The following is a 21,593-nucleotide window of genomic DNA, read 5'->3' as shown; positions in this document are numbered from 1 at the left end:
TCAATGGTAGGCGCGCTCCAGCTCGTCCAGCTGATGGTCGAAGCTGCGCAGGCGCGCCGACCAGGTATACACCAGCACCTCCAGGTCACGATTGAGCACGGCGGTGTTGCCGTGGCCGCTGCGGGTGGGCTCGCCCAGGTCCAGCTGGTAGCGCTCACGGGCCATCGCCTGGGCAACGCTGGACAAGTCGCGGGCATTGGCCAGCCAATGGTGATGATGGTCATGAATTTCGCGATCGAGCGCCCTGCACTGACGTTTCAGGGCATCCAGGCTCTGCTCCAGCGGGGTACCCTTCAGCTCGCCCATGACTTCTTCGAAAGTGCGCCCGGAATGCCAGTAGCTGCCCCAGAAATAGCGATCGAACACCGTTTCGACGCGGCGCAGCGCGACCTTGGTGTTCCAGATGGTCAGCAACGTTCGCCCCTGCACCACTTCGCGTTTGTTCAGGTGCAATTGCTGCCAGGCGATCCAGGCCAGGGCCACCAGGGCCACCGCCACGGTGACCGCGGCAGCGGCATACAGAAAATGCACGGCCTGGTTCATCTGTTGCGTCTGCCTGATGCCATAGAAGTAACTGGCCGTCAGGGTGCCCAGGATCGTCACGGAGCACCAGAAACCCGGTGCGTAGGGATCTTTCATCGCGCTATCCCCTTGTTGTTTTCCTGAGCATAGCAACGACCAATCACTCGTCAGGCACCACTCGGCGCTTTATTTCTTGCTTGGGTGCAGCGCCTCGTTGAGTTGGTCGATCATCGGAATCCAGTCGTCATCCGCGAGGTATTTCTCTTTCAGGAAATCGCGCTGTGAATCACTCCAGAAAGGCGCATCAACCAGCTTTACATCATCATCCAGCGGCGAATGGGTGCTGATGAACCGGTCGATTTCGACCGGATCGTCAGACAGCCCCAGCTGCTTGAAAATCTCCGACAACGGATGAATCGGCTTGTCCATGGTTCCTCCTCGGCGCCGGGCCGGTCGTCGACGATGCCGGCCTGGCATGGGTTGAGAGCATCAACTGAGCTCGCACACTTCGGCGCGCGGCACCAGCTTCAGATATTGCTCCATGCTCATGTGGATCAGATGATCGTGATCACCCGCCTCCAGGTAGACATCGCCTTGGCGGGTAAGACTCGAATCAAGCAGCATCTTTATCTGGTAGGCATCGCCAAGCGCCGGTACGGCACCGCGTTCGCAGTCGCCGAACAGGCTCGGCAGGCCGCTCTCACGGGTCAGTTGCCAGGCCCCGGACATGCGCACCTTGCTCATGTCCAGGTGCCGGTTGGCCGGCAACACGGCCATGATGTAGTTGCCATGACGATCATCGAGCACCACCGACTTGGCGACCCGCTCGGCGGGTACGCCGGCCGTGCGGGCCGATTCCAGGCTGGTGGCCGAATGGGGATGGGAAATGATGTCGTAGTCGCAGTTGGCCTTGTTCAGGCGGTCCTGCAGGGTCTTTGCCATACGCATGATGCACCTCCGGTTTCGCCCCCCATGTCCAATTCTAGGCCGGGTACCGACTGGCAGGGCTAAACTTGTGCAATAGAACACACGAGGTGACGACAGGTGATCGCCCGCTGCTGGCGCTGGCTGTTGCTGCTGTTGCTGCTTGGCATCACGCCGGGCGGCCAGGCCGCGCCCGGTGCAGTGTGGGTGCTGGGCATCGATGATGCCATCGGCCCGGCCAGCGCCGACTACCTGGTGCGTAGCCTTGGCCAGGCCCAGCAACAGGGGGCGCAACTGGTGGTGATCCGCATGGATACGCCGGGCGGGCTGGACAGCGCCATGCGCCAGATGATCAAGGCGATTCTCGCCAGCCCGGTGCCGGTCGCCACCTTCGTTGCCCCAAGCGGGGCCCGCGCCGCCAGCGCCGGCACCTACATTCTCTACGCCAGCCACATCGCTGCCATGGCACCAGGGACCAACCTGGGGGCCGCCACGCCAGTACAGATCGGCGGCCCACCCGGCCCTGCCAGGGAGGACAAGGCCAAAGGCAGCGATGACGAAACCCTCGCGCGCAAGCAGGTCAATGATGCGGCGGCCTACATGCGTGGCCTGGCGCAGCTGCGCGGGCGCAACGCCGATTGGGCGGAGAAGGCCGTGCGCGAGGCAGTGAGCCTGTCCGCCAGCGAGGCCTTGCGGCTGAACGTGATCGACCAGGTAGCCGATGACCTGCCCGGGCTGCTGCGCAAGCTCGATGGCCAAACCCTCACCGTCGCGGGCCAGACCCGCCAGTTGCAGACCGCCGGCGCGAGCCTGGTCGAGCACCTGCCGGACTGGCGTACACGGGTACTGGCGGTAATCACCAACCCCAGCGTGGCGCTGATCCTGATCATGGTCGGCGTGTACGGCCTGCTGTTCGAGTTCATGAACCCTGGCTCGACGGTCGGTGGCGTGGTTGGCGGCATCTGCCTGCTGCTGGCCTTGTATGCGCTGCAACTGTTGCCGGTGAGCTTTGCCGGAGTGGCGCTGATCCTGCTCGGCATCGCCTTCATGATCGGTGAGGCGTTCCTGCCCAGTTTCGGCGTGGTCGGCTTTGGCGGCATCGTCGCTTTCGTGGTCGGTGCATTGATCCTGATCGACACCGACGCCCCCGGCTTCGGCATTCCACTGACCCTGATCGGCACCCTGGCGCTGCTCTCGGCGTTGCTGATCGGTGGGGTGATGGGCATGGCCCTCAAGGCCCGCCGACGGGCGTTGGTCAGCGGCGATGCCGGGCTGCTCGGCAGCCTGGTCACGGTCACCGCGGTAATGGCCGGCAACCCGTTCTGCGGCGTGGTCCTGGCCCAGGGCGAACAATGGCAGGTGCAGTGTGCAACGCCGCTGCAACCAGGCCAGAGCGTGCGGGTGACAGCCCGCCATGGCGTCATGCTGCAAGTGAGCGCCGCCGCTCCTGCGGCGCAAGGAGAGTGACCATGTTCATGCAACTGGGTTTCGGCGCGGTGCTGGTCGTGCTGCTGATGCTGTTGCTGTCGGCGTTCCGCATCCTGCGCGAATACGAGCGCGCAGTGGTGTTCCAGTTGGGGCGCTTCTGGCAGGTGAAGGGGCCGGGGCTGATCCTGTTGATTCCGGTGGTGCAGCAAATGGTGCGGGTCGACCTGCGCACGGTGGTGCTGGATGTGCCGCCGCAGGACGTGATCACCCGTGACAACGTCTCGGTCAAGGTCAATGCCGTGGTCTACTTTCGCGTGCTTGACCCGCAGAAGGCGATCATCCAGGTCGAGGATTTCCTGGTGGCGACCAGCCAACTGGCGCAGACCACGTTGCGCGCGGTGCTGGGCAAGCACGAACTGGATGAACTGCTGGCCGAACGCGAACAGCTGAACGCGGACATCCGCCAGGTGCTGGACGCGCAGACCGATGCCTGGGGCATCAAGGTGGCCAACGTCGAGATCAAGCACGTCGACCTCAACGAGTCGATGGTGCGCGCCATTGCCCGCCAGGCCGAGGCCGAGCGCGAACGGCGCGCCAAGGTAATCCATGCAGAAGGTGAGTTGCAGGCATCGGAGAAGCTGATGCAGGCGGCGCAGATGCTGAGCAAGGAGCCGGGCGCGATGCAACTGCGCTATATGCAGACACTGGGGGCGATTGCCGGGGACAAGAGCTCGACCATCGTCTTTCCACTGCCGGTGGAGTTGCTCAAGGGGGTGGTGGGCAAGCAGGAATAGCGGGGGGCGCCTTGCGCCCCTTTCGCGACGCAAGGCCGCTCCTACAAGGGTCGTTTAACGCCTGCAGGAGCCCTGGGTCGCTCAGATGGGCGCGCGGCGCAGGGTCGCAAGGAAGGTAGCCGCACCAATGAACAACCCGGCAAAGGTCCGGTTCAGGCGTTTCTGCTGCCTGGGCGTACGCAGCAGCCGCAGTACCCGTGCAGCCAGGCCGGTGTAGCCGGCCATCACCAGCATGTCGACGGCGACCATGGTCACGGTGATGGCCACGTACTGCGGCAGCAGGGGGGCATGCGGGTTGATGAACTGTGGCAGCACCGCCAGCATGAACACCAGCGCCTTGGGGTTGCTGACGTTGACCAGGAAACCGCGGAACACCAGGCTCAGTGGCTTGCCGATCGGGCGCACGCCGGACTCATCGCTCATGTCCATCGGCAGGGCGCGCCACTGCTTGTAGGCCAGGTACACGAGGTAGCCGACACCGAACCATTTGATGATGTGGAAAGCCGTGGCCGAAGCGGCCAGGATGGCACCGACGCCGGCGGCGATGATGGCGATTTGCACAATCAGGCCCAGCTGCAGGCCCAGGGCGTTCCAGTAGCCACGCCAGAAACCGTATTGCAGGCCGCTGGACATCGAGGCAATTGCCCCGGCGCCGGGTGAAAGGCTGATCACCCAACAGGCGGCAAAGAAGCCCAGCCATACTTCCATCGACATCACACACCTCGCTCGAACATTTGTCGCAAAACGTTAAGCTAAGGCGTTGATGAAAAAATAACCAGCAGATTTTGCAGGGTTTGCATTGGCTGTACCCGCGAAGAGGGCAGTACAGGTTCAGTCAGCCTCGGCCGGCGCCTCTTGTTGCAGCGACTGCACTTCAGCGCCGCGCCAGCGCCGCACCGACTTCTGGAAAAACTGGCTGTTCGGCACCTGCACCAGCGCCCCTCCCGCCTCGGGCATTTCCAGCAGGGTGGTGAACAGCAGGTTGATGGCGATGACCCGGCCCTTTACGCCCGGCTTGTCGAGGGTGTCGACCAGTTCGACCACGTCACCGATGCGAAACGGCCCGACCGTGAAGATCAGCACCGCACACAGCAGGTTGGACAGCACGCTCCAGATGGCGAAGAAGGCCACCGCCGCTACCGCGACGAAACCGGACAATGCTGTCCACAGCACGGTTGCCGATACACCCAGGCGCTCCAGCACGAACAACAGCGCGCTGCCCATGATCAGCCAACGCAGGCCTCCGCGCACCGGCACCAGCAACTCCGGCGGCAGAGGATAACGCTGGCCCAGGCGGCTCAGCCCACGGGCAATAATGCGTTGCAGGACGAACGCCACGATCAGGATCAACAGAATCTGCAAGCCCACCCAGAAGGTGTCCATCCATTGCCCTGGCAGCAGCGAACGCAGTTCCTCCATCAGGACAGCGCCTCGAGTTCGGCCTGCATGCTTTCGAGGGTTTCCAGTGCTTCCATCCAGGCCTCTTCCAGTTCGCCCTCGCGCTGCTTGAGCTTGGTCTGCCGCGCCAGCAATTCACGCAGTTCATCCTTGCGCGCCGCGTCGTAGAGGCCACCATCACCTAGCGCGGTTTCGATTTCAGCCAGCTGCGCGTGCACCTGGTTGAGCTCGGTCTCGAGCTTGTCGGCGGCCTTCTTGTGCGGAGCCAGTTGCTGGCGCAAGGCTGCGGCAGCCTGGCGCTGGGCCTTCTTGTCGGTCTTGTCCGGGTTGGCCGGGGTGCTACTGGCCGGCGCACTGCGCTGGCGATACTCGACCAGCCAGCGGCTGTAGTCGTCCAGGTCGCCATCGAAGGTATCGACCTTGCCGTCGGCCACCAACAGGAAGTCGTCGGTGGTGCTCTTGAGCAGGTGACGGTCGTGGGACACCACCACTACAGCACCGGCGAACTCCTGCAGGGCCATGGTCAGAGCCAGGCGCATTTCCAGGTCGAGGTGGTTGGTCGGTTCGTCAAGCAGCAGCAGGTTCGGCCGCTCCCAGGCAATCAGCGCCAGCGCCAGGCGGGCCTTTTCGCCACCGGAGAAGTTCACTACCGGCTCGTCGACACGGTCGCCATGGAAGTCGAAGCCACCGAGGAAATCGCGCAGGGTCTGCTCACGCTCGGCAGGCGCAATGCGCTGCAAGTGCAGCAGCGGGCTGGCCTTGTTGTCCAGCGAGTCCAGCTGATGCTGGGCGAAGTAACCCACGGCCAGGTTCTCGCCACGTACCAGGCGACCCGACAGCGGCTCAAGCTCGCCGGCCAGGTTCTTGATCAAGGTCGATTTGCCGGCACCGTTGGGGCCGAGCAGGCCAATCCGTGCGCCCGGGGTGAGCTGCAGCTTGACCTTGTCGAGAATGGCCTTGTCACCGTAGCCCAGGCGGCCTTCGGACAGGCTCAGCAGCGGGCTGGAAATTTTTTGCGACTCGCGGAAGACAAAGTCGAACGGCGAATCGACGTGCGCCGCCGACAGCTCTTCCATGCGCTCCAGGGCCTTGATTCGGCTCTGGGCCTGGCGGGCCTTGGTGGCCTGGGCCTTGAAGCGGGCAATGTACTTTTCCATGTGCGCGCGCTGCGCTTGCTGCTTCTCGTAGGCCTGCTGCTGCTGCGCCAGGCGCTCGGCACGGGTGCGCTCGAAGGCGGTGTAGCCGCCCTTGTACAGGTTCAGCTTGCGTTGCTCGACGTGCAGCACATGGTCGACCACGGCGTCGAGGAAGTCGCGGTCGTGGGAGATCAGCAACAGCGTGCCTGGGTAGCCCTTGAGCCAGTCCTCGAGCCACAGGATCGCGTCCAGGTCCAGGTGGTTGGTGGGCTCGTCGAGCAGCAGCAGGTCGGACGGGCACATCAGCGCCTGGGCCAGGTTCAGGCGCATCCGCCAGCCCCCGGAGAAGTCGCCGACGCGGCGATCCATCTGCTCGTTGGTGAAGCCCAGACCGGCCAGCAACTTGCGGGCGCGGGCATCGGCGGTATAACCGTCGGCGCTTTCCAGCTCACTGTGCAGGCGTGCCAGGGCGGTGCCATCGTGGGCCTGCTCTGCCGCAGCCAGCTCGGCCTGAACCTTGCGCAGGCGCGCGTCGCCGTCGAGCACATAATCCACGGCCAGGCGGTCGAGCGTGTCTACTTCCTGGCGCATGTGAGCGATGCGCCAGTCGCCGGGCAGTTGGCAATCGCCGGCATCGGGCGACAGCTCACCACGCAGCAAGGCGAACAGGCTGGATTTTCCGGCACCGTTGGCGCCGATCAGGCCGGCCTTGTGACCGGCGTGCAGGGTCATCTCGGCGCCTTCTAGCAAGCGCTGCGGACCACGCTGTAAAGTGAGGTTGGATAGTCTGATCATGATGGTCGCGGAGTCTACCAGCTTCCTCGGCCCATAGCGCGAGTGGAACCATGCACACCGACCTGTGGAATCACGCCCTGGCCTTGTACGCCAGGCCCGGCGTGGAAGCGGCCTGCCTCGCCTTGCAGGCGCAGGGTGGCGATGTCTGCCTGTTGCTGTGCGCAACCTGGCTGCAAGCACGTGGCGTGGCCGTGCTGGATGAGCGCGTGCAGTTATTGCACGGGGTTGCCGAGCCCTGGCAGCGTGAAGTGGTTGCGCCGTTACGCAGCCTGCGCCAACAGTGGCGCGCGGCAGCGCAGGGCGATGCGCGGCTGGCAGCGTTGCGTGATCAGGTCAAGCAGTTGGAACTGCAGGCCGAGAAAGCCTTGCTGGAACGCTTGCAAGCGTGTGCACAACAGTGGCCCACGGACGCTGACGTGCCCGCGGGCGACTGGCTGGCCCGGCTGGCGCCGGACCCGGCCCGCCACCACGACGCGCTGGACCAGTTGCGCGTCGCGGCGACCGCGCTTCAGGACGCCGAAGGCGCCTGAACCGAGGTACTGGCAGGTGCCGAAGGGGCTACCGAAGCAGCAGGCGTGGCCGAGTTGGTCCCAGCAGCCGTACTGCTGGCGGCAGGTGTTGCCGGTTTGGTTTCGGCTGGCTTGCTGGCAGCAGGCTTGGCGGCAGCAGGCTTGGTCGCTGCACGGGTTGGTGCTTTGGCTGCGGCGGGTTTCGCGGCCGGCTTGGCAGCAGTGGTTTTGGCTGGCGCTGGTTTGGCAGCAGCGGTAGCCTTGGCTGCAGGTTTGGCCGCCGGTTTGGCAGTTGCAGTGGTCTTGGCCGCAGGCTTGGCTGCCGGTTTGGCGGCAGCAGTAGTCTTGGCTGCTGGCTTGGCCGCCGGTTTGGCAGCTGCGGTAGCTTTGGCCGCTGCGGTGGCTTTGGCCGCTGGCTTGGCTGTCGGTTTGGCAGCTGCGGTAGCTTTGGCTGCTGGCTTGGCTGCCGGTTTGGCAGCTGCGGTAGCTTTGGCTGCTGGCTTGGCTGCCGGTTTGGCAGCTGCGGTAGCTTTGGCTGCTGGCTTGGCTGCCGGTTTGGCAGCTGCGGTAGCTTTGGCTGCTGGCTTGGCCGCCGATTTGGCAGCTGCAGTGGTTTTGGCTGCTGGCTTGGCCGCCGGTTTGGCAGTTGCAGTGGCTTTGGTTGCTGGCTTGGCAGCTGCGCGTTGGTCAAGGGCTTTGGCTGCTGCTTCTCGAACCTTGCCTACACCTTGAGCCAGCTTGAGGCTGTCCTGTGCATCGCGCTTGAGTTGTTGAATATAAGAACGGGTCTGGCTTTGACGTTCCTTGAGAGAATCGAGCAATTCTTCCAGTTCACCAATGGCTTTATGTGCCTTGGCCTGCGCCTTGGCTTTACCTGCCTTGGCTGCGTCTTGCAGTTTCTGACGTCCACCGTGCAGTTTTTCCTGCGCCTTGACACGCTGCTTTTCCAACTTGGCCAGCAGTTTTTCCGCATCAGCCAGCGCTTGCGAGCAGGCATCCTCCAAGTGTTCGAGCAGGCTGCCCGAAAGTTGCTGGAGCAGGTGTAACGGCGTACTTACTGGCTTCTTCTTGGCCGACATGGTTTACCTCCTGGCTGATGAGATTGCGGCTCATACTATGCTTCTGCTGCTACCGCCGCTAGGGCATGTTGACAGTATTGTTTACGCCGCGTTGCATGCCTGGGCAAAGTTGTTATCTTGCAGCTCCGAGCAAGTGTAGTTGCTGAATAAATGATTGCAGATATTCGGCAACTATCTGAACTGCGCGGTGCCCTTGTAGGAGCGGCCTTGTGTCGCGATGGGGTGCGAAGCAGCCCCGGCATTATCAACCCGATGCACAAATCCTGGGGCTGCTTCGCACCCCATCGCGACACAAGGCCGCTCCTACAAGGGCCTGCAAGCACGCACAATACAAAACTGAACACTGGCATAATTCCCCGCTCATTGGCGCAGGAACTGATCATGCCTCGATATCTAGTTTTAGGTTTATGCCTGCTGGCCCCTCTCGCCCTGGCCAACAGCGACGAACACGACCTGGCCTACAGCCTTGGCGCCAGCCTGGGCGAGCGGCTGCGCCAGGAGATGCCGGGCCTGCAACTGGACACATTGGTCGAAGGCCTGCGTGCGTCTTACCAAGGGCAACCGCTGAAGCTCGACAAGGCACGCATGCAGGCCGTGCTGCAGCAACATGAAGCGCAGGAAGACGATGCCGCCGCGCAGAAACAGCAGGCTGCCGAGACACGCTTCATGGCCAACGAGCGCGGTCGTTATGGTGTACACGAACTACCAGGGGGCCTGCTCTACAGCGAGCTGCAGGCAGGCTCTGGCGCGCAGCCCAAAGCCGGCGGCAAGGTGCAGGTGCGCTATGTGGGCAGGCTGCCCGATGGCTCGATATTCGATCAGAACCAGACACCCCAGTGGTTCAGCCTGGATTCGGTAATCGAAGGGTGGCAGGTGGCGTTGCCGCAGATGCGCACCGGCGCCAAATGGCGCCTGGTGATTCCGTCGGCGCAAGCTTATGGCGCCGACGGTGCGGGTGACCTGATCGCACCCTACACCCCGCTGGTGTTCGAGATCGAACTGCTGTCGGTTGCTGACTGATCTCGGCCGTCAGGCCTCGACCGCGCCCTCTTCCTTGTGCGCGTTGTGCAGTACCTCGATCAGGCAGTCTTCCAGCTCGAAGCGTTCGTGCAGCAGGGCTCCCAGCTTGGACAGCTTCTCGGCGAAGCGTTCGGTGTCCTTGCATTCACCCTTTTCGCAATGGTCATTGAACGCCAGCGCGATCTGGGTGATGTCGTTGATCCGGGGATTGATTTCTTCGGCCAGCTTCAGCGCCTTTTCGTCGTCGAAAGCCTTGGCCTCACTGACCAGTTGCTCGCAGACTTCGAAATGCCACGCTGAAACGTAGTCGACCAGAACCGCGCAGAAATCGCGGTTTTTTTCCTTGTCGGCAAAGGCCGGCTTGGCGTCGCGCAATGCGCGGAAAGCCTGCACCAGTTCCTGGCGCTCCTCCAGCCAGCGATCGATCAGCTTGTGAACCCCACCCCAGCGTTCCTGAGCGTTCTGACAACTATCGAGCATGGCGATCTCTTCCCTTCTGGGTAGATGCCGCTGCACCTCGCACTACGACCGTGCAGCACAAAGGTGACATCAGCAGGACGGCATCGAGCAGTTGTGTTTTCGGTATGCGTGTTGCGAGATTATTCCCGCGCGTGCTGCCCATCAAGGTACGCAGCGGACAAAGTTCATACAAGCGTTTAATACCCTGTTACACCGCCATTGGTCGCGCTACTGGCCAAGCCTTGCGCCAGGTCAACTTCCGGCCAGGGTGCGGAAACGATACGCCAGCAGGCAGCTCGCGGGTGGTACCGCCAACAGCAGGAAGGCCAGCAGGCTCCACTCGGGCAGCGTCAGGTCGAGAAAACTCCAGGTCAGCGCGTTGCAGTCAGGGCCGCCGAGCAACAATTGCCGCGCCGCTTCGCTCCAGGATTGTTCCAATACCCATGCGATCGGCAGCGGGCAGAGAGGCAGGGCATCGTCCGCGCCCTGCAACCAGACGTGCCGTGCCGCCAGCAACGCCCCCGCCAGCGCACAACCCAGCGTCGCCCGCGCATAACGGCGGACACCCTGCGAACGCGGTGCCTGCAGCACCGCCGCGAGGCACAGCAGCGCGTATAGGCCAAGCAGCACGCGCTGGCTGAAACACAATGGACACGGCACCAACCCCAGAACCTTTTCCAGCTGAAAGGATGCCGCCAGCACCGCCAGTGCGGCCAAGCAGGCGGGTAGGAAAAAGGTGCGTAAACGGGCCGGCAGCATGGGCGGTCAAGGTCCCGAGATGATGAAGTGGCTTGAAACGGTAGAGGAAAGACACGCTTTGTTTCAAGGCGCGACAGCAGCGACAAGTCGCTGAATCGCGAGGGAAATTTCTAGCAGACGAGTAGGAAACGTCTGAAGACAGGGACTGCAGATCCAGCTTGCATCAGCGGATAAGTTACCCGGCCCCATGGCCCGCACCTTGGCGCGGGCCATGGGTAAGGTCAGGCGCGCACGCCTTCTGGCAATGGCAGGGCCAGCAGGCGCTCGTCCAGCAGGCCGAGGCCCTCCTGGAACAACTGGTTGCTGCGCTCGGTCTCGCCAAGGCTGGCGAGCAACCGGGCCAACTCGGCGCAGGCCTCGGGGTTGCGTTCCATGCGCAGGCTGCTTTCCAGGTAGTCGCGCGCCTTGCCCCACAGGCGGTTCTGCAAGCTCAGGCGGCCCAGGGTCAGCAGCAGGCTGGCGTCGTCCGGGTGTGCCTTGAGCCAGCCTTCGGCGGTTTGCAGCTGGCGCGCCGGGTCTTCGCCGCGCACCAGGCCGTACAGGCGGGCCAGGTGGCTTTCGTAGTCACGCTTGAGGGCGGCGCGCAGCACTTGCTCGGCTTCGCTCTGGGCGCCGACCTGGCGCAACTGTTCGGCGTAGGCCAGCACCAGCTGTGGTTCCTGGCGCTGCGCCGCGGTCAGTTGCTGCCAGGCACGCTCCAATGCCTGACGCGCACTTTGCGCATCCTCGCCCCGGGTCGAGGCCAGGCTCAGGTTCTGCCCCCAGGCGCGCTGCTCCAGGGCGGCCAGCTCGGCAGCCGGCAGCACCTTGCCTTTGCGCAGCTCGGGCAGCAGGCGGATCAGGGCCGACCAGTCGCCGCGCGCCTGGTACAGGCGCTGCAGCAGGCGCAGCACCTGGCTGTTATGCGGGTGGCGGTCCTGCATGGCCAGCAGGGTTTCCAGGGCGCCGTCGCTTTCGCCACGGTCCATCTGCAGCTGCGCATGGGTCAGGGCGATGGCCAGTTCCGCTTGCGGCTGACGCTCCAGGGCACGCTCCAGCAGGTTGTCGCTGTCTTCGGTGCGGCCTTGCTCGTTGGCGGCGCGCGCCGCACCGAGGTAGAACAGCAGCGGCTGGCGCTCGGCCTCGGCGGCCCGGTGCAGGTGGCGTTGGGCGCTGGCCCAGCGGCCCTCGGCAAGGTCCAGCTGGCCCTGTTCGATGGACAAGCGGATGCGTCGGCTGCGGTTGCGTCGCGACCATGGGTTGACCACGCCGCTGGAAGTCAGCACCAAACCGACCAGGTAGCGCAGCAGCCACAGCAGCACGATCACGGCCAACAAGCCGGCCAGGGCGGCCCACAACCCCGACTGGTAGCGGAAACTGCCATAGGAAATCAGCACATAGCCGCTGTGCTTGGCGACCGCGATACCCAGCGCTGCGGCGATCACGATCGCCAGCACGGCCAGCAGGTAGACGCGCTTCATGGCTTGCCCCCTTCCGCCTCGGCCGGCAGGTGACGGCGCTGGATATACGCCTGTACTGCGGCCAGGCTTTCGCTCAGGTCGGGGGTGACCACCGAGACGGGTTGTTCGGCCAAGGCATTGAGGCTGTCGAGCATGGCCTTGCTCTGCGGGTTGTCGGCATTGAAATTGGCCAGCAGCACGCTACGGGCATCGTCCAGGGCCTGGGTGTAGACCTTGGCATCGCCATTGAGCGCCGCCCACTGGGCCTGCTCGATGGTCAGGCTCAGGGCCAGGCGCAGCTGGTTCAGCTGCTGCCCGGCCAGCAGTGGGCGCACGTTGTCATCGGCGTTGAAGTCGATCTGGAAATACTTGGAGATCTCGGCCCACCACTGCGACAGGCGGCTGGCGCCATCGCCGTCGGAGGTCAGGGCACCGAGCGCATCGGCATTGCTGGCGAACTCTGGCGACTGAGCGCTGAGTTGCTGCACCAGCTCGCGCTGCGCGGCCAGTTTCAGAAACAGGCCGGTACGGTCCGGTTGCTGCGTGCTGTTGAGCGTGGCCAGGCTACGCGCCAGCTGCTCGCGAGCGGCGAAGACGCCCGGGTCGCTCTGTTCACGCAGGATCTCGTCGGCACCCTCGACCAGCGCCTTGGCACTGGTGATGTCCTGCAGCGCCGACAGGCGCAGGGTGGCCAGGCGCAGCAAGTGCTCGGCTTCGGCCAGGCGCCATTCCTTGCGGCTTTCACCCAGCACGGTTTCCAGGCGCTGGCTGAGGCGTTGCTGGTCGCCTTGCAGTTGCGCCACCAGGCGGCGGCGGTCTTCCAGCTCGCTGGCAGGCGGCAGGCTGGCCAGTTGCGCGCTGATCTGCTGTTCACGCTGCTGCAGGGCTTCGGCGCGTTGGTTCAGCGCCTCGATGTGCTGGCCCTGGTTGAATTCGCTGCCTTGCAGTTGACGCACCTGCCAGACACCCCAGCCACCTACCGCGACCCCGGCCGCCCCCAGCAGCAGGGCCAGGGCTGCCAGGCCACTGCCGGAGCGCTTGGCAGGTGGGGGGGTGACGGGTTCCGTCGGCGCCTGTGCCGACGGCTGATCGTTTTTGGACAAGACAGTCTCGCTCACGTATCCATCCTTTGCATGGGGGCGCACCGCGTTCAGCTTAGCGCCTTAGGAGGCAGGTGCAGCGCTGCGCTGCACGGCTGCCAGCAAGGCCGTGGCACTGGCGCCACGGCAATCCACAACCTGTTGGGCCCCGGCGGCCCTGGCCTGTTCGGCGACCCGCGGGCTGGGCACGAACAGCGGCAGGCGCGCCAGCTGCGGCCAATCGGCGCCGGCCATCTGCTGCAAGTGTTCAAAACCCTGCCCACTGCTGACCACCAGGCCATTGAGGCGTTCCGCTTCGATGCGGCGCATCAAGGTGCCCGGCGGGTAAACCGGCAGGCAACGACGATACAGTTCCAGATAATCGACACTAGCACCTTGCTCTGCAAGACGCTCTGCCAGCAGTTCGCGACCTCCGACCCCGCGCACGATCAAGATGCGCGGCGTCGGCACGGCCACAGCCCGGCGCAGGGCTGGCAGCGCCAGCAAGGCTTCGCTGTCATCGCCGGCCGATGGGACGTTCACTTCCAGGCCCGCCGCCTGCAACACCGCCGCAGTCGCCTCGCCCACGGTGAACCAGCCTTGCCGTGGCGGCTGCAGGCCGGCCTCGGCCAGTTGTTCGAGCAATAACCTGGCGGCCGGCTTGCTGACCACGATGATCGCCTGGAAGCCCGACAGGCCTTCCAGCAATTGGCGTTGGCGGTTATCCACGGCAACCGGTTCGATCGCCAGCAACGGCAGGCAGCTACTGCCCACCCCCGCCGCCGCCAGGCTTTGCGCCAGCGCTGCGCAGTCTTCGACAGGCCGGGTCAGCAACAGGCGCCAGGGGCTCACGGGTGGCCGGCCTCGCCGTAGACTTCCTTGAGGATGGCCTCGGCGCCCTGCCCCAGCAGCTCTTCGGCGACCTGCACGCCAAGCGTCTCGGCGTTGCCACGGGGTGCGCGGGCTTCCGCCACCAGCAGGGTGCCGCCGCTGGGCTGGCCGACCAGGCCGCGCAGCCACAATTGGTCACCTTCCAGCACCGCGTAGCAGGCGATCGGCACCTGGCAGCCGCCGTTCAGGCGTTTGTTCAGGGCGCGCTCGGCCACCACCCGGTCGGCGGTATCGACGTGGTGCAGCGGTGCCAGCAATGCGTGGATCTCGCGGTCGGCGCTGCGGCATTCGATGCCCACCGCCCCCTGGCCACCCGCCGGCAGGCTATCCTCGACGCTGATGGTGGAGGTGATGCGGTCTTCGAAGCCCAGGCGGATCAGGCCGGCAGCGGCGAGGATGATGGCGTCGTACTCACCGGCATCCAGCTTGGCCAGGCGGGTGTTGACGTTGCCGCGCAGGAACCGGATCTGCAAGTCGGGGCGGCGCGCCAGCAGCTGGGCCTGGCGGCGCAGGCTGGAGGTGCCGACGATGCTGCCGGCCGGCAGTGCTTCGAGGCTGGCAAAGCGGTTGGAGACGAAGGCATCACGCGGGTCTTCGCGCTCGCAGATGCAGTACAGGCCCAGGCCTTCGGGGAAGTCCATGGGCACATCCTTCATCGAATGCACGGCGATGTCGGCTTCATTGTCCAGCAGGGCGGTTTCCAGTTCCTTGACGAACAGGCCCTTGCCGCCGATTTTCGCCAGGGGCGCGTCGAGCAGCTTGTCACCGCGGCTGACCATGGGCACCAGGGTCACCAGCAGACCGGGGTGGGCCTGCTCGAGGCGGGCTTTGACGTATTCGGCCTGCCACAGGGCCAAGGCACTTTTACGGGTGGCGATGCGGATTTCGCGAGTGGACATGAAACGCCCCGATCCAGAGAAATGCTGCCGATGATAACAGCATCGCCGCTATCGCTAGCAGATGTGGATCAGTTGAGGGCCTCTTCGCGGCTTAAGCCGCTCTCACAAGCTACAGTGCCGCTCGACGGGGCAATGCCGGACCTGTGGGAGCGGCTTCAGCCGCGAACAAGGGCGCAGCCCTTGCCATGCGGGTGCCGTATCAGAGGGTTTGCATCATCTTGCGCACGCCGGCGACATGGCGTCGGCTGACGGTAAGGGCATCGCCGTCCAGGCCCTTCAGGTACAGCTGGAAATGCCCCAGCGGGGTGCGCTGCAGGCGTTCGATACGTTCACGGGCAACCAGTGCGTTGCGGTGGATACGCACGAAACGTTCACCAAACTCGTCTTCCAGGGCCTTCAGCGGCTCGTCGAGCAGCACTTCGCCGGCCTCGTGGCGCAAGGTCACGTACTTGTGGTCGGCAATGAAATAGATAACCTGGGGCAAAGGGATCAGCTCGATGCCTTTGCGGGTGCGGGCACTGATGTGGCTGCGCGGGCCGCCACCTTCACTGCCCGGCCGGGTGAGCGCGGCCAACTGCGCGCGATTGGGTTTTTCGGCCTTGCGCAAGGCATCGCGCAAGGCCTGCGCCTGGAAAGGCTTGGTCACATGGCTGAGGGCACTGTCCTTGAACGCCTCGGCACCATATTCATCGTCCCCGGTGCAAAACACCACCGCCGGCGGCGCCTCGCGCTCGCACAGGCGAGCAGCGACCTGCAAGCCGTCCAGGCCTGGCATGCCGATGTCCAGCAGGACCACATCGGGCTTCAGGCTTTCGATCAGCGCCAGGGCCTCCTCGCCGTTGGTGGCGCTAGGCTCCAGCACGGTGTATCCCTCCAGCTCGCCGAGCAGGCGGCTGAGGCGCTCACGGCCTTGGGGTTCGTCATCAACGATCAGGACATTCATAATTGCGCTGGATTCCTGAATGAGTCTCGCACAGGTATAGCGTAGACAGGTATGGTTCGAGCGACACTGCGGTCAGGCTCTAGACCGGTGCGATGGCCAAAGATTCACTCGGCAGGCAGATTCACTGCCAGTCCTCTGTCCAACTGTAGACGGTCCGTGGAACACTGCCGTTCATTCCATGAAATCGTTGTTCGGCGTTTTCCCTTGCATTTCTCTCGACCAGCGCCCTGCGGCGCCCCGCACAACCCTGCTATCATCCGCGCCACTTCTTTCGTTCACGCCTGCAATGAGTGAATCCATGAGCACCGACAAGACCAATCAGTCCTGGGGCGGCCGCTTCAGTGAGCCCGTCGACGCCTTCGTCGCCCGTTTCACCGCCTCGGTCGATTTCGACAAGCGCCTGTACCGCCACGACATCATGGGTTCGATCGCCCACGCCACCATGCTGGCGCAGGTCGGCGTGCTCAGCGACGCCGAGCGTGACACCATCATCGATGGCCTGAAGACCATCCAGGGTGAGATCGAGGCCGGCACCTTCGACTGGCGCGTCGACCTCGAAGACGTGCACATGAACATCGAGGCACGCCTGACCGACCGCATCGGCATCACCGGCAAGAAGCTGCACACCGGCCGTAGCCGCAACGACCAGGTGGCCACCGACATCCGCCTGTGGCTGCGTGACGAGATCGACCTGATCCTGGCCGAGATCACCCGCCTGCAGCAGGGCCTGCTGGAACAGGCCGAGCGTGAAGCCGAAACCATCATGCCCGGGTTCACCCACCTGCAGACGGCGCAACCGGTTACCTTCGGCCACCACCTGCTGGCCTGGTTCGAAATGCTCAGCCGCGACTACGAGCGCCTGGTCGACTGCCGCAAGCGTGCCAACCGCATGCCTTTGGGCAGCGCCGCCCTGGCCGGTACCACCTACCCGATCGACCGTGAACTGACCTGCAAGCTGCTGGGCTTCGAAGCCGTGGCCGGCAACTCGCTGGACGGCGTGTCGGACCGTGACTTCGCCATCGAATTCTGCGCTGCAGCCAGCGTGGCGATGATGCACCTGTCGCGCTTCTCCGAAGAGCTGGTGCTGTGGACCAGTGCGCAGTTCCAGTTCATCGACCTGCCAGACCGCTTCTGCACTGGCAGCTCGATCATGCCGCAGAAAAAGAACCCCGACGTGCCAGAACTGGTACGTGGCAAGAGCGGCCGTGTATTCGGCGCCCTGACCGGCCTGCTGACCCTGATGAAAGGCCAGCCGCTGGCCTACAACAAGGACAACCAGGAAGACAAGGAGCCGCTGTTCGACGCCGCCGATACCCTGCGCGACTCGCTGCGTGCTTTTGCCGACATGATTCCGGCAATCAAGCCCAAGCACTCCATCATGCGTGAAGCGGCCCTACGCGGCTTCTCCACCGCCACCGACCTGGCCGACTACCTGGTACGCCGTGGCCTGCCGTTCCGTGACTGCCACGAGATCGTCGGGCATGCGGTGAAATATGGTGTGGACACCGGCAAGGACCTGGCCGAGATGAGCCTGGATGAACTGCGCCAGTTCAGCGACCAGATCGAGCAGGACGTGTTTGCCGTGCTGACCCTGGAAGGCTCGGTGAATGCTCGCAACCACATTGGCGGCACCGCACCGGCGCAGGTGCGTGCGGCAGTGGCTCGCGGCAAGGCGCTGCTGGCTTCGCGTTAAGCCCTGGACTTGGGGCCGCTGTGCGGCCCATCGCGACACAAGGCCGCTTCTACAGGGGTTCGGGTACCCGCTGCTGGAGCGGCCTTGTGTCGCTTTGGGCTGTGAAGCAGCTTCTGGCTTCTAGCGCTTGCCGCTGCGAATCATCTCCATGAAGGCTGGCATCGCCGCCGCCTTGTCCGCCACGATCCGCGCCATGTGCGGGTTGTCGCCCATCAGCCCGAGCAAGGTCTTGGCCTGGGGGAAATCTTCCAGGAAGTCGACGTTCAGCACTTTCTTGCCCACGGCGCAGGCCAAGTCGACCGAGAAGCAGAACATCAGGTCTGCCAGCGTCAGTTGCTCACCCGCCACATAGGGTGCGAAGCGGCCGTTGCGCTTGAGCGTGGCAAACCCGGCCAGCAGGTCGGCACGCGCCCTTTCCTTGATCAGCGGCTCCACCGCCATGCCAAAGAACGATTCGGCGTAGCAGGTACGCGCCGGCAGCTCGATGTACAGCTCGATTTCCTTGAGCAGCTCACGCACCTTGGCCTGCCCGAACGGGTCGGCCGGCAGCAGCGCCTTGCCGCCCTGGGTTTGCTCGATATAGTCGAGGATCACGCTGGTTTCGCTGAGGAAGCCATGTTCGGTCTGCAACACCGGCACCTTGCCTCGTGGGCTCACATCCAGCGCCTGCGGCGCCTGGCCGCCATAGAAGGTGACCTCCTCGAAGGGCAGGCCTTTTTCCAGCAGGGCCAGCTTGACCATGTTGTAGTAGTTGCTGACCGCGAATCCGTGAAGCTTGAGCATGAGGTAACAGCCTCCAGGCCGTAAGGGGTTGGCCTGGCTTTTATAGACCGATCGCCAGCCCCTTGACCAGTGTCATGCGCCCCGTCAATGCCCGGGCATTGCCGTCGCAGGCGTGGCACACTGTGCATCCCATCACAGGAGTACCGCCATGAGCGAGCCCACCGACATCGACAATGACGACGACGAAGCCTTCGCCGAGGCGACGCTGACCCAGGCCATCGAAAACCAGATCGAAAGCGGCGAGCCGCCTGCGGCCAAGGCCACCTTCAACAAGCTGACCCTGGTCGGCTATGCGCGCGAAGACATTCTCAACCTGATGGCCCATGTGCTGGCCTTCGAGATCGACAACATGCTGGTGGAAGACCGCGCGTTCGACAGCGAGTGGTATGAAAGCGCGCTGCGAGCGCTGCCGGAGTTGCCGCCTGAGATGGATCAAGGCGACGACGAATAACCCGTCTACACTCCAGGATCAGGCACCGCCACTGGTGCCGCCATCCTTGTCTGGAAGTCAGGAGTCGCCATGTCCTTCACCCCCGATCTGATCGCTGAACTGGAAGTGCTCGCGCTGTTCAAACACGACAGCAGCCAGGAAGGCATCAAGATTCACAAGAACGCCTCGCCTGCCCTGGTTGCCGCCGCGCAGCGCCTGCATGAAAAGGGGCTGACCGATCAACCTGATGGCGGCTACCTGACCAGCCTGGGTCATGACGCCGTCGAAAGTGTCCAGCTGTTGCAGAACATCCTCAAGGCGCCACAGCCGGCCTGACAGATTGCAGCAATGCCTGTAGGAGCGGCTTTGTGTCGCGATCGGGCCGCAAGGCGGCCCCGGCAATGAGTGCAGCGTGGCTGAAATCCGGGGGCCGCCTGGCGGCCCGATCGCGATCCAAGGCCGCTCCTACAGGCGGTCCGTATATGCCTTCAGTGTGCTACTGCCCGGCGCTTTTCCGCCAGGCGCGAGCGCCCGTACAGGAATACGATGGCCAGCAAGGCCACAGCCTGCGCCGACAGCGAGTAGGCATCGGCGTGGATCCCCAGCCAATCGAACTCGAAGAACGCCACTGGCCGCGTACCGAGCACCCCGGCCTCTTGCAGTGCCTTCACGCCATGCCCGGCGAATACCACCGACAAGGCGCACAGCAACCCGGCGTTGATACTGAAAAACAGCGACAACGGCAGTTTGGCCGAGCCCCGCAGGATCACCCAGGCCAACCCCACCAGCAGCACCAGCGCCGTAGCACCACCCGCCAGCACCGCCTGGTGCCCGCCTGGGCCTGCCTGCAGCCACAGGGTCTCGTAGAACAGGATCACCTCGAACAGTTCGCGGTACACCGAGAAGAACGCCAGCACGGCAAAGCCGAAACGCCCACCGCCACTGACCAGGCTGCTCTTGATGTAATCCTGCCAGGCGGCGGCGTGGCGGCGATCGTGCATCCATACACCAAGCCACAGCACCATCACCGCGGCGAACAGCGCCGTACAGCCTTCCAGCAGCTCACGCTGGGCGCCGCCCACGTCGATCACATAGGCCGCCAAGGCCCAGGTGGCGAAGCCGGCCACCAGCGCCAGGCCCCAGCCCATGTTGACGCTGCGCACCGCCGACTGCTGGCCGGTGTTGCGCAGGAAGGCCAGGATCGCCGCCAGTACCAGGATCGCCTCGAGGCCTTCGCGCAGCAGGATCAGCAAACCGGACACAAAGCTCAACGACCAGCTCAAGCCATTGCTGCCCAGCAGCTTGGCTGCCTGCTCGAGCTTGGCCTTGGCTTCGCCCAGGCGTTGCTCGGCTTGGGCGACGGGCAAACCGTCCTGCAGCGCCTGGCGGTAGGCCATCAGGGATTTTTCAGTGTCCTTGCGCGCCAGGGTATCGATGTTGTCCAGTGAGCTTTCCACCAGTTCGAAGCCTTCCAGGTAGGCCGCCACCGACAGGTCGTAGGCCTGGTCATGGTCGCCTGCACGGTAGGCAGCCAGGCTCTTGTCCAGGGTACTGGCGGTGTATTCGAGCAATTGCGCCGGGCCACGCTTGACCTGGGGTGGCTGCGCGCGCTGGGCGCGGAACGCCTCGACGACGGCATCGCCCTCTTTGGCGGCGACTTCGGCCGGGGTCTGGCGGGCCAGGTCGGCAATGTTCCAGGTCTTGTCGCCTTTGCCGGCTTCCGGCTTGGCGGTAAAGCCGGCGATATAGGCGGCCACGTCCCAGCGCTGGCGATCATCCAGCTGGTCGGCGAAGGACGGCATCTCGGTGCCGTCGATACCCAGGGCCAAGGTGTTGTAGAGGTCGAACAAGCTCAACTGGTCGAGGCGCGCGACATCGCGCAGGTTGGCGGGTGCCGGCTCCAGGCCCACGCCAGCCGGGCCGTCGCCGGCACCGGTGTCGCCGTGACAGATCGAGCAGTTTTGCGCATACAGCGCCGCGCCACGGGCCGGGTCCGGGGTGATCACCGGGGCTTGGCTGACCTCGTAGGCCACTGCCAGACGTGCGCCCAGCTGACGGGCCTGCTTGGCTACCGCTGCACCATCCTGGCGCTGGTCGATGGCTTGGCGCAACGCCTGCACGCCCTGCTCCAGGGCCGCTTGCTCGGCGTGCGCAGGCAGGCCTTTGATCAGGTCGGCCAGCACAGTGCTGAATTCCTGCTGTTCGCGATATTCGCCGTCGTCGATGACCTTGCCGTTTTCCACGGTCGGCGGGTAGTCGGCGCCTATATAGTCGAGCAGGTGCAGCGCCTTGGTAGCCTCGGCGGGGGCTTCGGCCAGCGCCAGGGTACTGCACAGCGCCAGCACCGGGCCCAGCACCAAAGCAGGCAGCCAGGCAAGCAGACGGGAACGGGTATTCATGGCCAGTCTCGAGGGAAATGCGAAAGAGAACATTGTTCACTTCCACTTTGCTTCTCTCAAGGGTGTCGGACGGATTTCATGAAAAATCTTGCTACAAATCAGACGAAGTGAGGGAAAGGCATGACGGCTGGGCAATGCCGTGGATCTTGAGGTGCCTGGCGGGGGATTGGGTGGGCCTGACGGATGCCTGCCCTCCCCCGATCTCCCGTCAAAC

23 protein-coding genes are annotated in these 21,593 nt (G+C 64.3%); 7 read left to right on the top strand and 16 right to left on the bottom strand.

The window, feature by feature from the left end; genetic code table 11:
* The 3 genes from HU763_RS00875 to HU763_RS00865 all read right to left on the bottom strand — a co-directional run bounded on the left by HU763_RS00875 (position 1) and on the right by HU763_RS00865 (position 1,470).
* A complete protein-coding gene (locus HU763_RS00875) occupies positions 1-639 on the bottom strand; it encodes an NADH:ubiquinone oxidoreductase subunit N (protein WP_170027760.1) in 639 nt (212 codons plus the stop codon).
* A 69-nt stretch (positions 640-708) separates the two neighbouring features.
* Positions 709-951, bottom strand: coding sequence for a DUF2789 domain-containing protein (locus HU763_RS00870; protein WP_170027759.1), 243 nt, complete (start codon positions 949-951; stop codon positions 709-711).
* A gap of 60 nt (positions 952-1,011) precedes the next feature.
* Entirely contained in the window at positions 1,012-1,470 is a 459-nt protein-coding gene (locus tag HU763_RS00865; RefSeq protein WP_186687737.1) for an aminoacyl-tRNA deacylase, read from the bottom strand.
* A 96-nt stretch (positions 1,471-1,566) separates the two neighbouring features.
* Here HU763_RS00865 and HU763_RS00860 point away from each other — a divergent pair, with 96 nt between their 5' ends.
* A complete protein-coding gene (locus HU763_RS00860) occupies positions 1,567-2,913 on the top strand; it encodes an NfeD family protein (protein WP_186687739.1) in 1,347 nt (448 codons plus the stop codon).
* A gap of 2 nt (positions 2,914-2,915) precedes the next feature.
* On the top strand, positions 2,916-3,668 hold the full coding sequence (locus tag HU763_RS00855; protein ID WP_186687741.1) for a slipin family protein: 753 nt from the start codon (positions 2,916-2,918) through the stop codon (positions 3,666-3,668).
* Between the two features lie 81 nt (positions 3,669-3,749).
* Here HU763_RS00855 and HU763_RS00850 read toward each other — a convergent pair whose 3' ends face one another.
* The 3 genes from HU763_RS00850 to HU763_RS00840 all read right to left on the bottom strand — a co-directional run bounded on the left by HU763_RS00850 (position 3,750) and on the right by HU763_RS00840 (position 6,997).
* Positions 3,750-4,382: a LysE family transporter gene (locus HU763_RS00850; protein WP_170027755.1), complete on the bottom strand. Its 633-nt coding sequence runs from the start codon at positions 4,380-4,382 to the stop codon at positions 3,750-3,752.
* A gap of 117 nt (positions 4,383-4,499) precedes the next feature.
* Positions 4,500-5,087 carry a mechanosensitive ion channel family protein gene (locus HU763_RS00845; protein WP_170027754.1) on the bottom strand — a complete coding sequence of 196 codons (588 nt, stop codon included), beginning with the start codon at positions 5,085-5,087 and terminating at the stop codon, positions 4,500-4,502.
* Positions 5,087-6,997 (bottom strand): ATP-binding cassette domain-containing protein, encoded by a 1,911-nt coding sequence (locus tag HU763_RS00840; protein WP_186687747.1) that lies wholly within the window; start codon positions 6,995-6,997, stop codon positions 5,087-5,089. The genes HU763_RS00845 and HU763_RS00840 overlap by 1 nt, the downstream gene beginning before the upstream one ends.
* A gap of 50 nt (positions 6,998-7,047) precedes the next feature.
* On the opposite strand from HU763_RS00840, the gene HU763_RS00835 reads away from it, so the two are divergent.
* Positions 7,048-7,527 carry a TIGR02444 family protein gene (locus tag HU763_RS00835; protein WP_186687749.1) on the top strand — a complete coding sequence of 160 codons (480 nt, stop codon included), beginning with the start codon at positions 7,048-7,050 and terminating at the stop codon, positions 7,525-7,527.
* Here HU763_RS00835 and HU763_RS00830 read toward each other — a convergent pair.
* Positions 7,506-8,585 carry an AlgP family protein gene (locus HU763_RS00830; protein WP_217884023.1) on the bottom strand — a complete coding sequence of 360 codons (1,080 nt, stop codon included), beginning with the start codon at positions 8,583-8,585 and terminating at the stop codon, positions 7,506-7,508. The genes HU763_RS00835 and HU763_RS00830 overlap by 22 nt on opposite strands.
* Positions 8,586-8,966: 381 nt before the next feature.
* On the opposite strand from HU763_RS00830, the gene HU763_RS00825 reads away from it, so the two are divergent.
* Entirely contained in the window at positions 8,967-9,605 is a 639-nt protein-coding gene (locus HU763_RS00825) for an FKBP-type peptidyl-prolyl cis-trans isomerase (protein ID WP_186687750.1), read from the top strand.
* Between the two features lie 9 nt (positions 9,606-9,614).
* On the opposite strand, the gene rsd is transcribed toward HU763_RS00825, so the two are convergent.
* From rsd to HU763_RS00790, 7 genes are all read right to left on the bottom strand, one after another.
* A complete protein-coding gene (gene rsd, locus HU763_RS00820) occupies positions 9,615-10,085 on the bottom strand; it encodes a sigma D regulator (protein WP_170027749.1) in 471 nt (156 codons plus the stop codon).
* 231 nt (positions 10,086-10,316) lie between these two features.
* Positions 10,317-10,823 (bottom strand): disulfide bond formation protein B, encoded by a 507-nt coding sequence (locus HU763_RS00815; protein ID WP_186687751.1) that lies wholly within the window; start codon positions 10,821-10,823, stop codon positions 10,317-10,319.
* A gap of 221 nt (positions 10,824-11,044) precedes the next feature.
* The gene (locus tag HU763_RS00810) at positions 11,045-12,283 is read right to left on the bottom strand and encodes a heme biosynthesis protein HemY (RefSeq protein WP_170027747.1); all 1,239 of its coding nucleotides are present in this window, start codon (positions 12,281-12,283) and stop codon (positions 11,045-11,047) included.
* Entirely contained in the window at positions 12,280-13,380 is a 1,101-nt protein-coding gene (locus HU763_RS00805; protein WP_200627152.1) for a uroporphyrinogen-III C-methyltransferase, read from the bottom strand. Before HU763_RS00805 ends, HU763_RS00810 begins: the two co-directional genes overlap by 4 nt.
* Positions 13,381-13,425: 45 nt before the next feature.
* A complete protein-coding gene (locus tag HU763_RS00800; RefSeq protein ID WP_200627151.1) occupies positions 13,426-14,193 on the bottom strand; it encodes a uroporphyrinogen-III synthase in 768 nt (255 codons plus the stop codon).
* A complete protein-coding gene (gene hemC / locus HU763_RS00795; RefSeq protein ID WP_186687753.1) occupies positions 14,190-15,131 on the bottom strand; it encodes a hydroxymethylbilane synthase in 942 nt (313 codons plus the stop codon). Before hemC ends, HU763_RS00800 begins: the two co-directional genes overlap by 4 nt.
* 199 nt (positions 15,132-15,330) lie before the next feature.
* Positions 15,331-16,074: a LytR/AlgR family response regulator transcription factor gene (locus HU763_RS00790; RefSeq protein ID WP_186687755.1), complete on the bottom strand. Its 744-nt coding sequence runs from the start codon at positions 16,072-16,074 to the stop codon at positions 15,331-15,333.
* 298 nt (positions 16,075-16,372) lie between these two features.
* Here HU763_RS00790 and argH point away from each other — a divergent pair, with 298 nt between their 5' ends.
* Complete coding sequence (gene argH / locus HU763_RS00785; protein WP_186687757.1) at positions 16,373-17,767, top strand: argininosuccinate lyase; 1,395 nt, start codon at positions 16,373-16,375, stop codon at positions 17,765-17,767.
* Between the two features lie 120 nt (positions 17,768-17,887).
* Here the strand turns inward: argH and HU763_RS00780 are convergent, their stop codons facing one another.
* Positions 17,888-18,550 (bottom strand): glutathione S-transferase, encoded by a 663-nt coding sequence (locus HU763_RS00780; RefSeq protein ID WP_186687759.1) that lies wholly within the window; start codon positions 18,548-18,550, stop codon positions 17,888-17,890.
* Between the two features lie 148 nt (positions 18,551-18,698).
* Between HU763_RS00780 and HU763_RS00775 the strand changes: the two genes are divergently transcribed.
* Together HU763_RS00775 and HU763_RS00770 are read left to right on the top strand one after the other, a co-directional pair.
* Complete coding sequence (locus HU763_RS00775; RefSeq protein WP_186687761.1) at positions 18,699-19,001, top strand: hypothetical protein; 303 nt, start codon at positions 18,699-18,701, stop codon at positions 18,999-19,001.
* A 69-nt stretch (positions 19,002-19,070) separates the two neighbouring features.
* Positions 19,071-19,316 carry a TIGR02647 family protein gene (locus HU763_RS00770; protein ID WP_170027740.1) on the top strand — a complete coding sequence of 82 codons (246 nt, stop codon included), beginning with the start codon at positions 19,071-19,073 and terminating at the stop codon, positions 19,314-19,316.
* 152 nt (positions 19,317-19,468) lie between these two features.
* On the opposite strand, the gene HU763_RS00765 is transcribed toward HU763_RS00770, so the two are convergent.
* On the bottom strand, positions 19,469-21,412 hold the full coding sequence (locus HU763_RS00765; RefSeq protein ID WP_186687764.1) for an FTR1 family protein: 1,944 nt from the start codon (positions 21,410-21,412) through the stop codon (positions 19,469-19,471).
* Positions 21,413-21,593 lie beyond the last annotated feature (181 nt).

This window comes from Pseudomonas anuradhapurensis (genome assembly GCF_014269225.2).
GTDB classification, from domain to species: Bacteria; Pseudomonadota; Gammaproteobacteria; order Pseudomonadales; family Pseudomonadaceae; genus Aquipseudomonas; species Aquipseudomonas anuradhapurensis.
The sequence above is the reverse complement of the archived record's forward strand: the minus strand, read 5'-3'. Positions and strand labels throughout refer to the sequence as shown.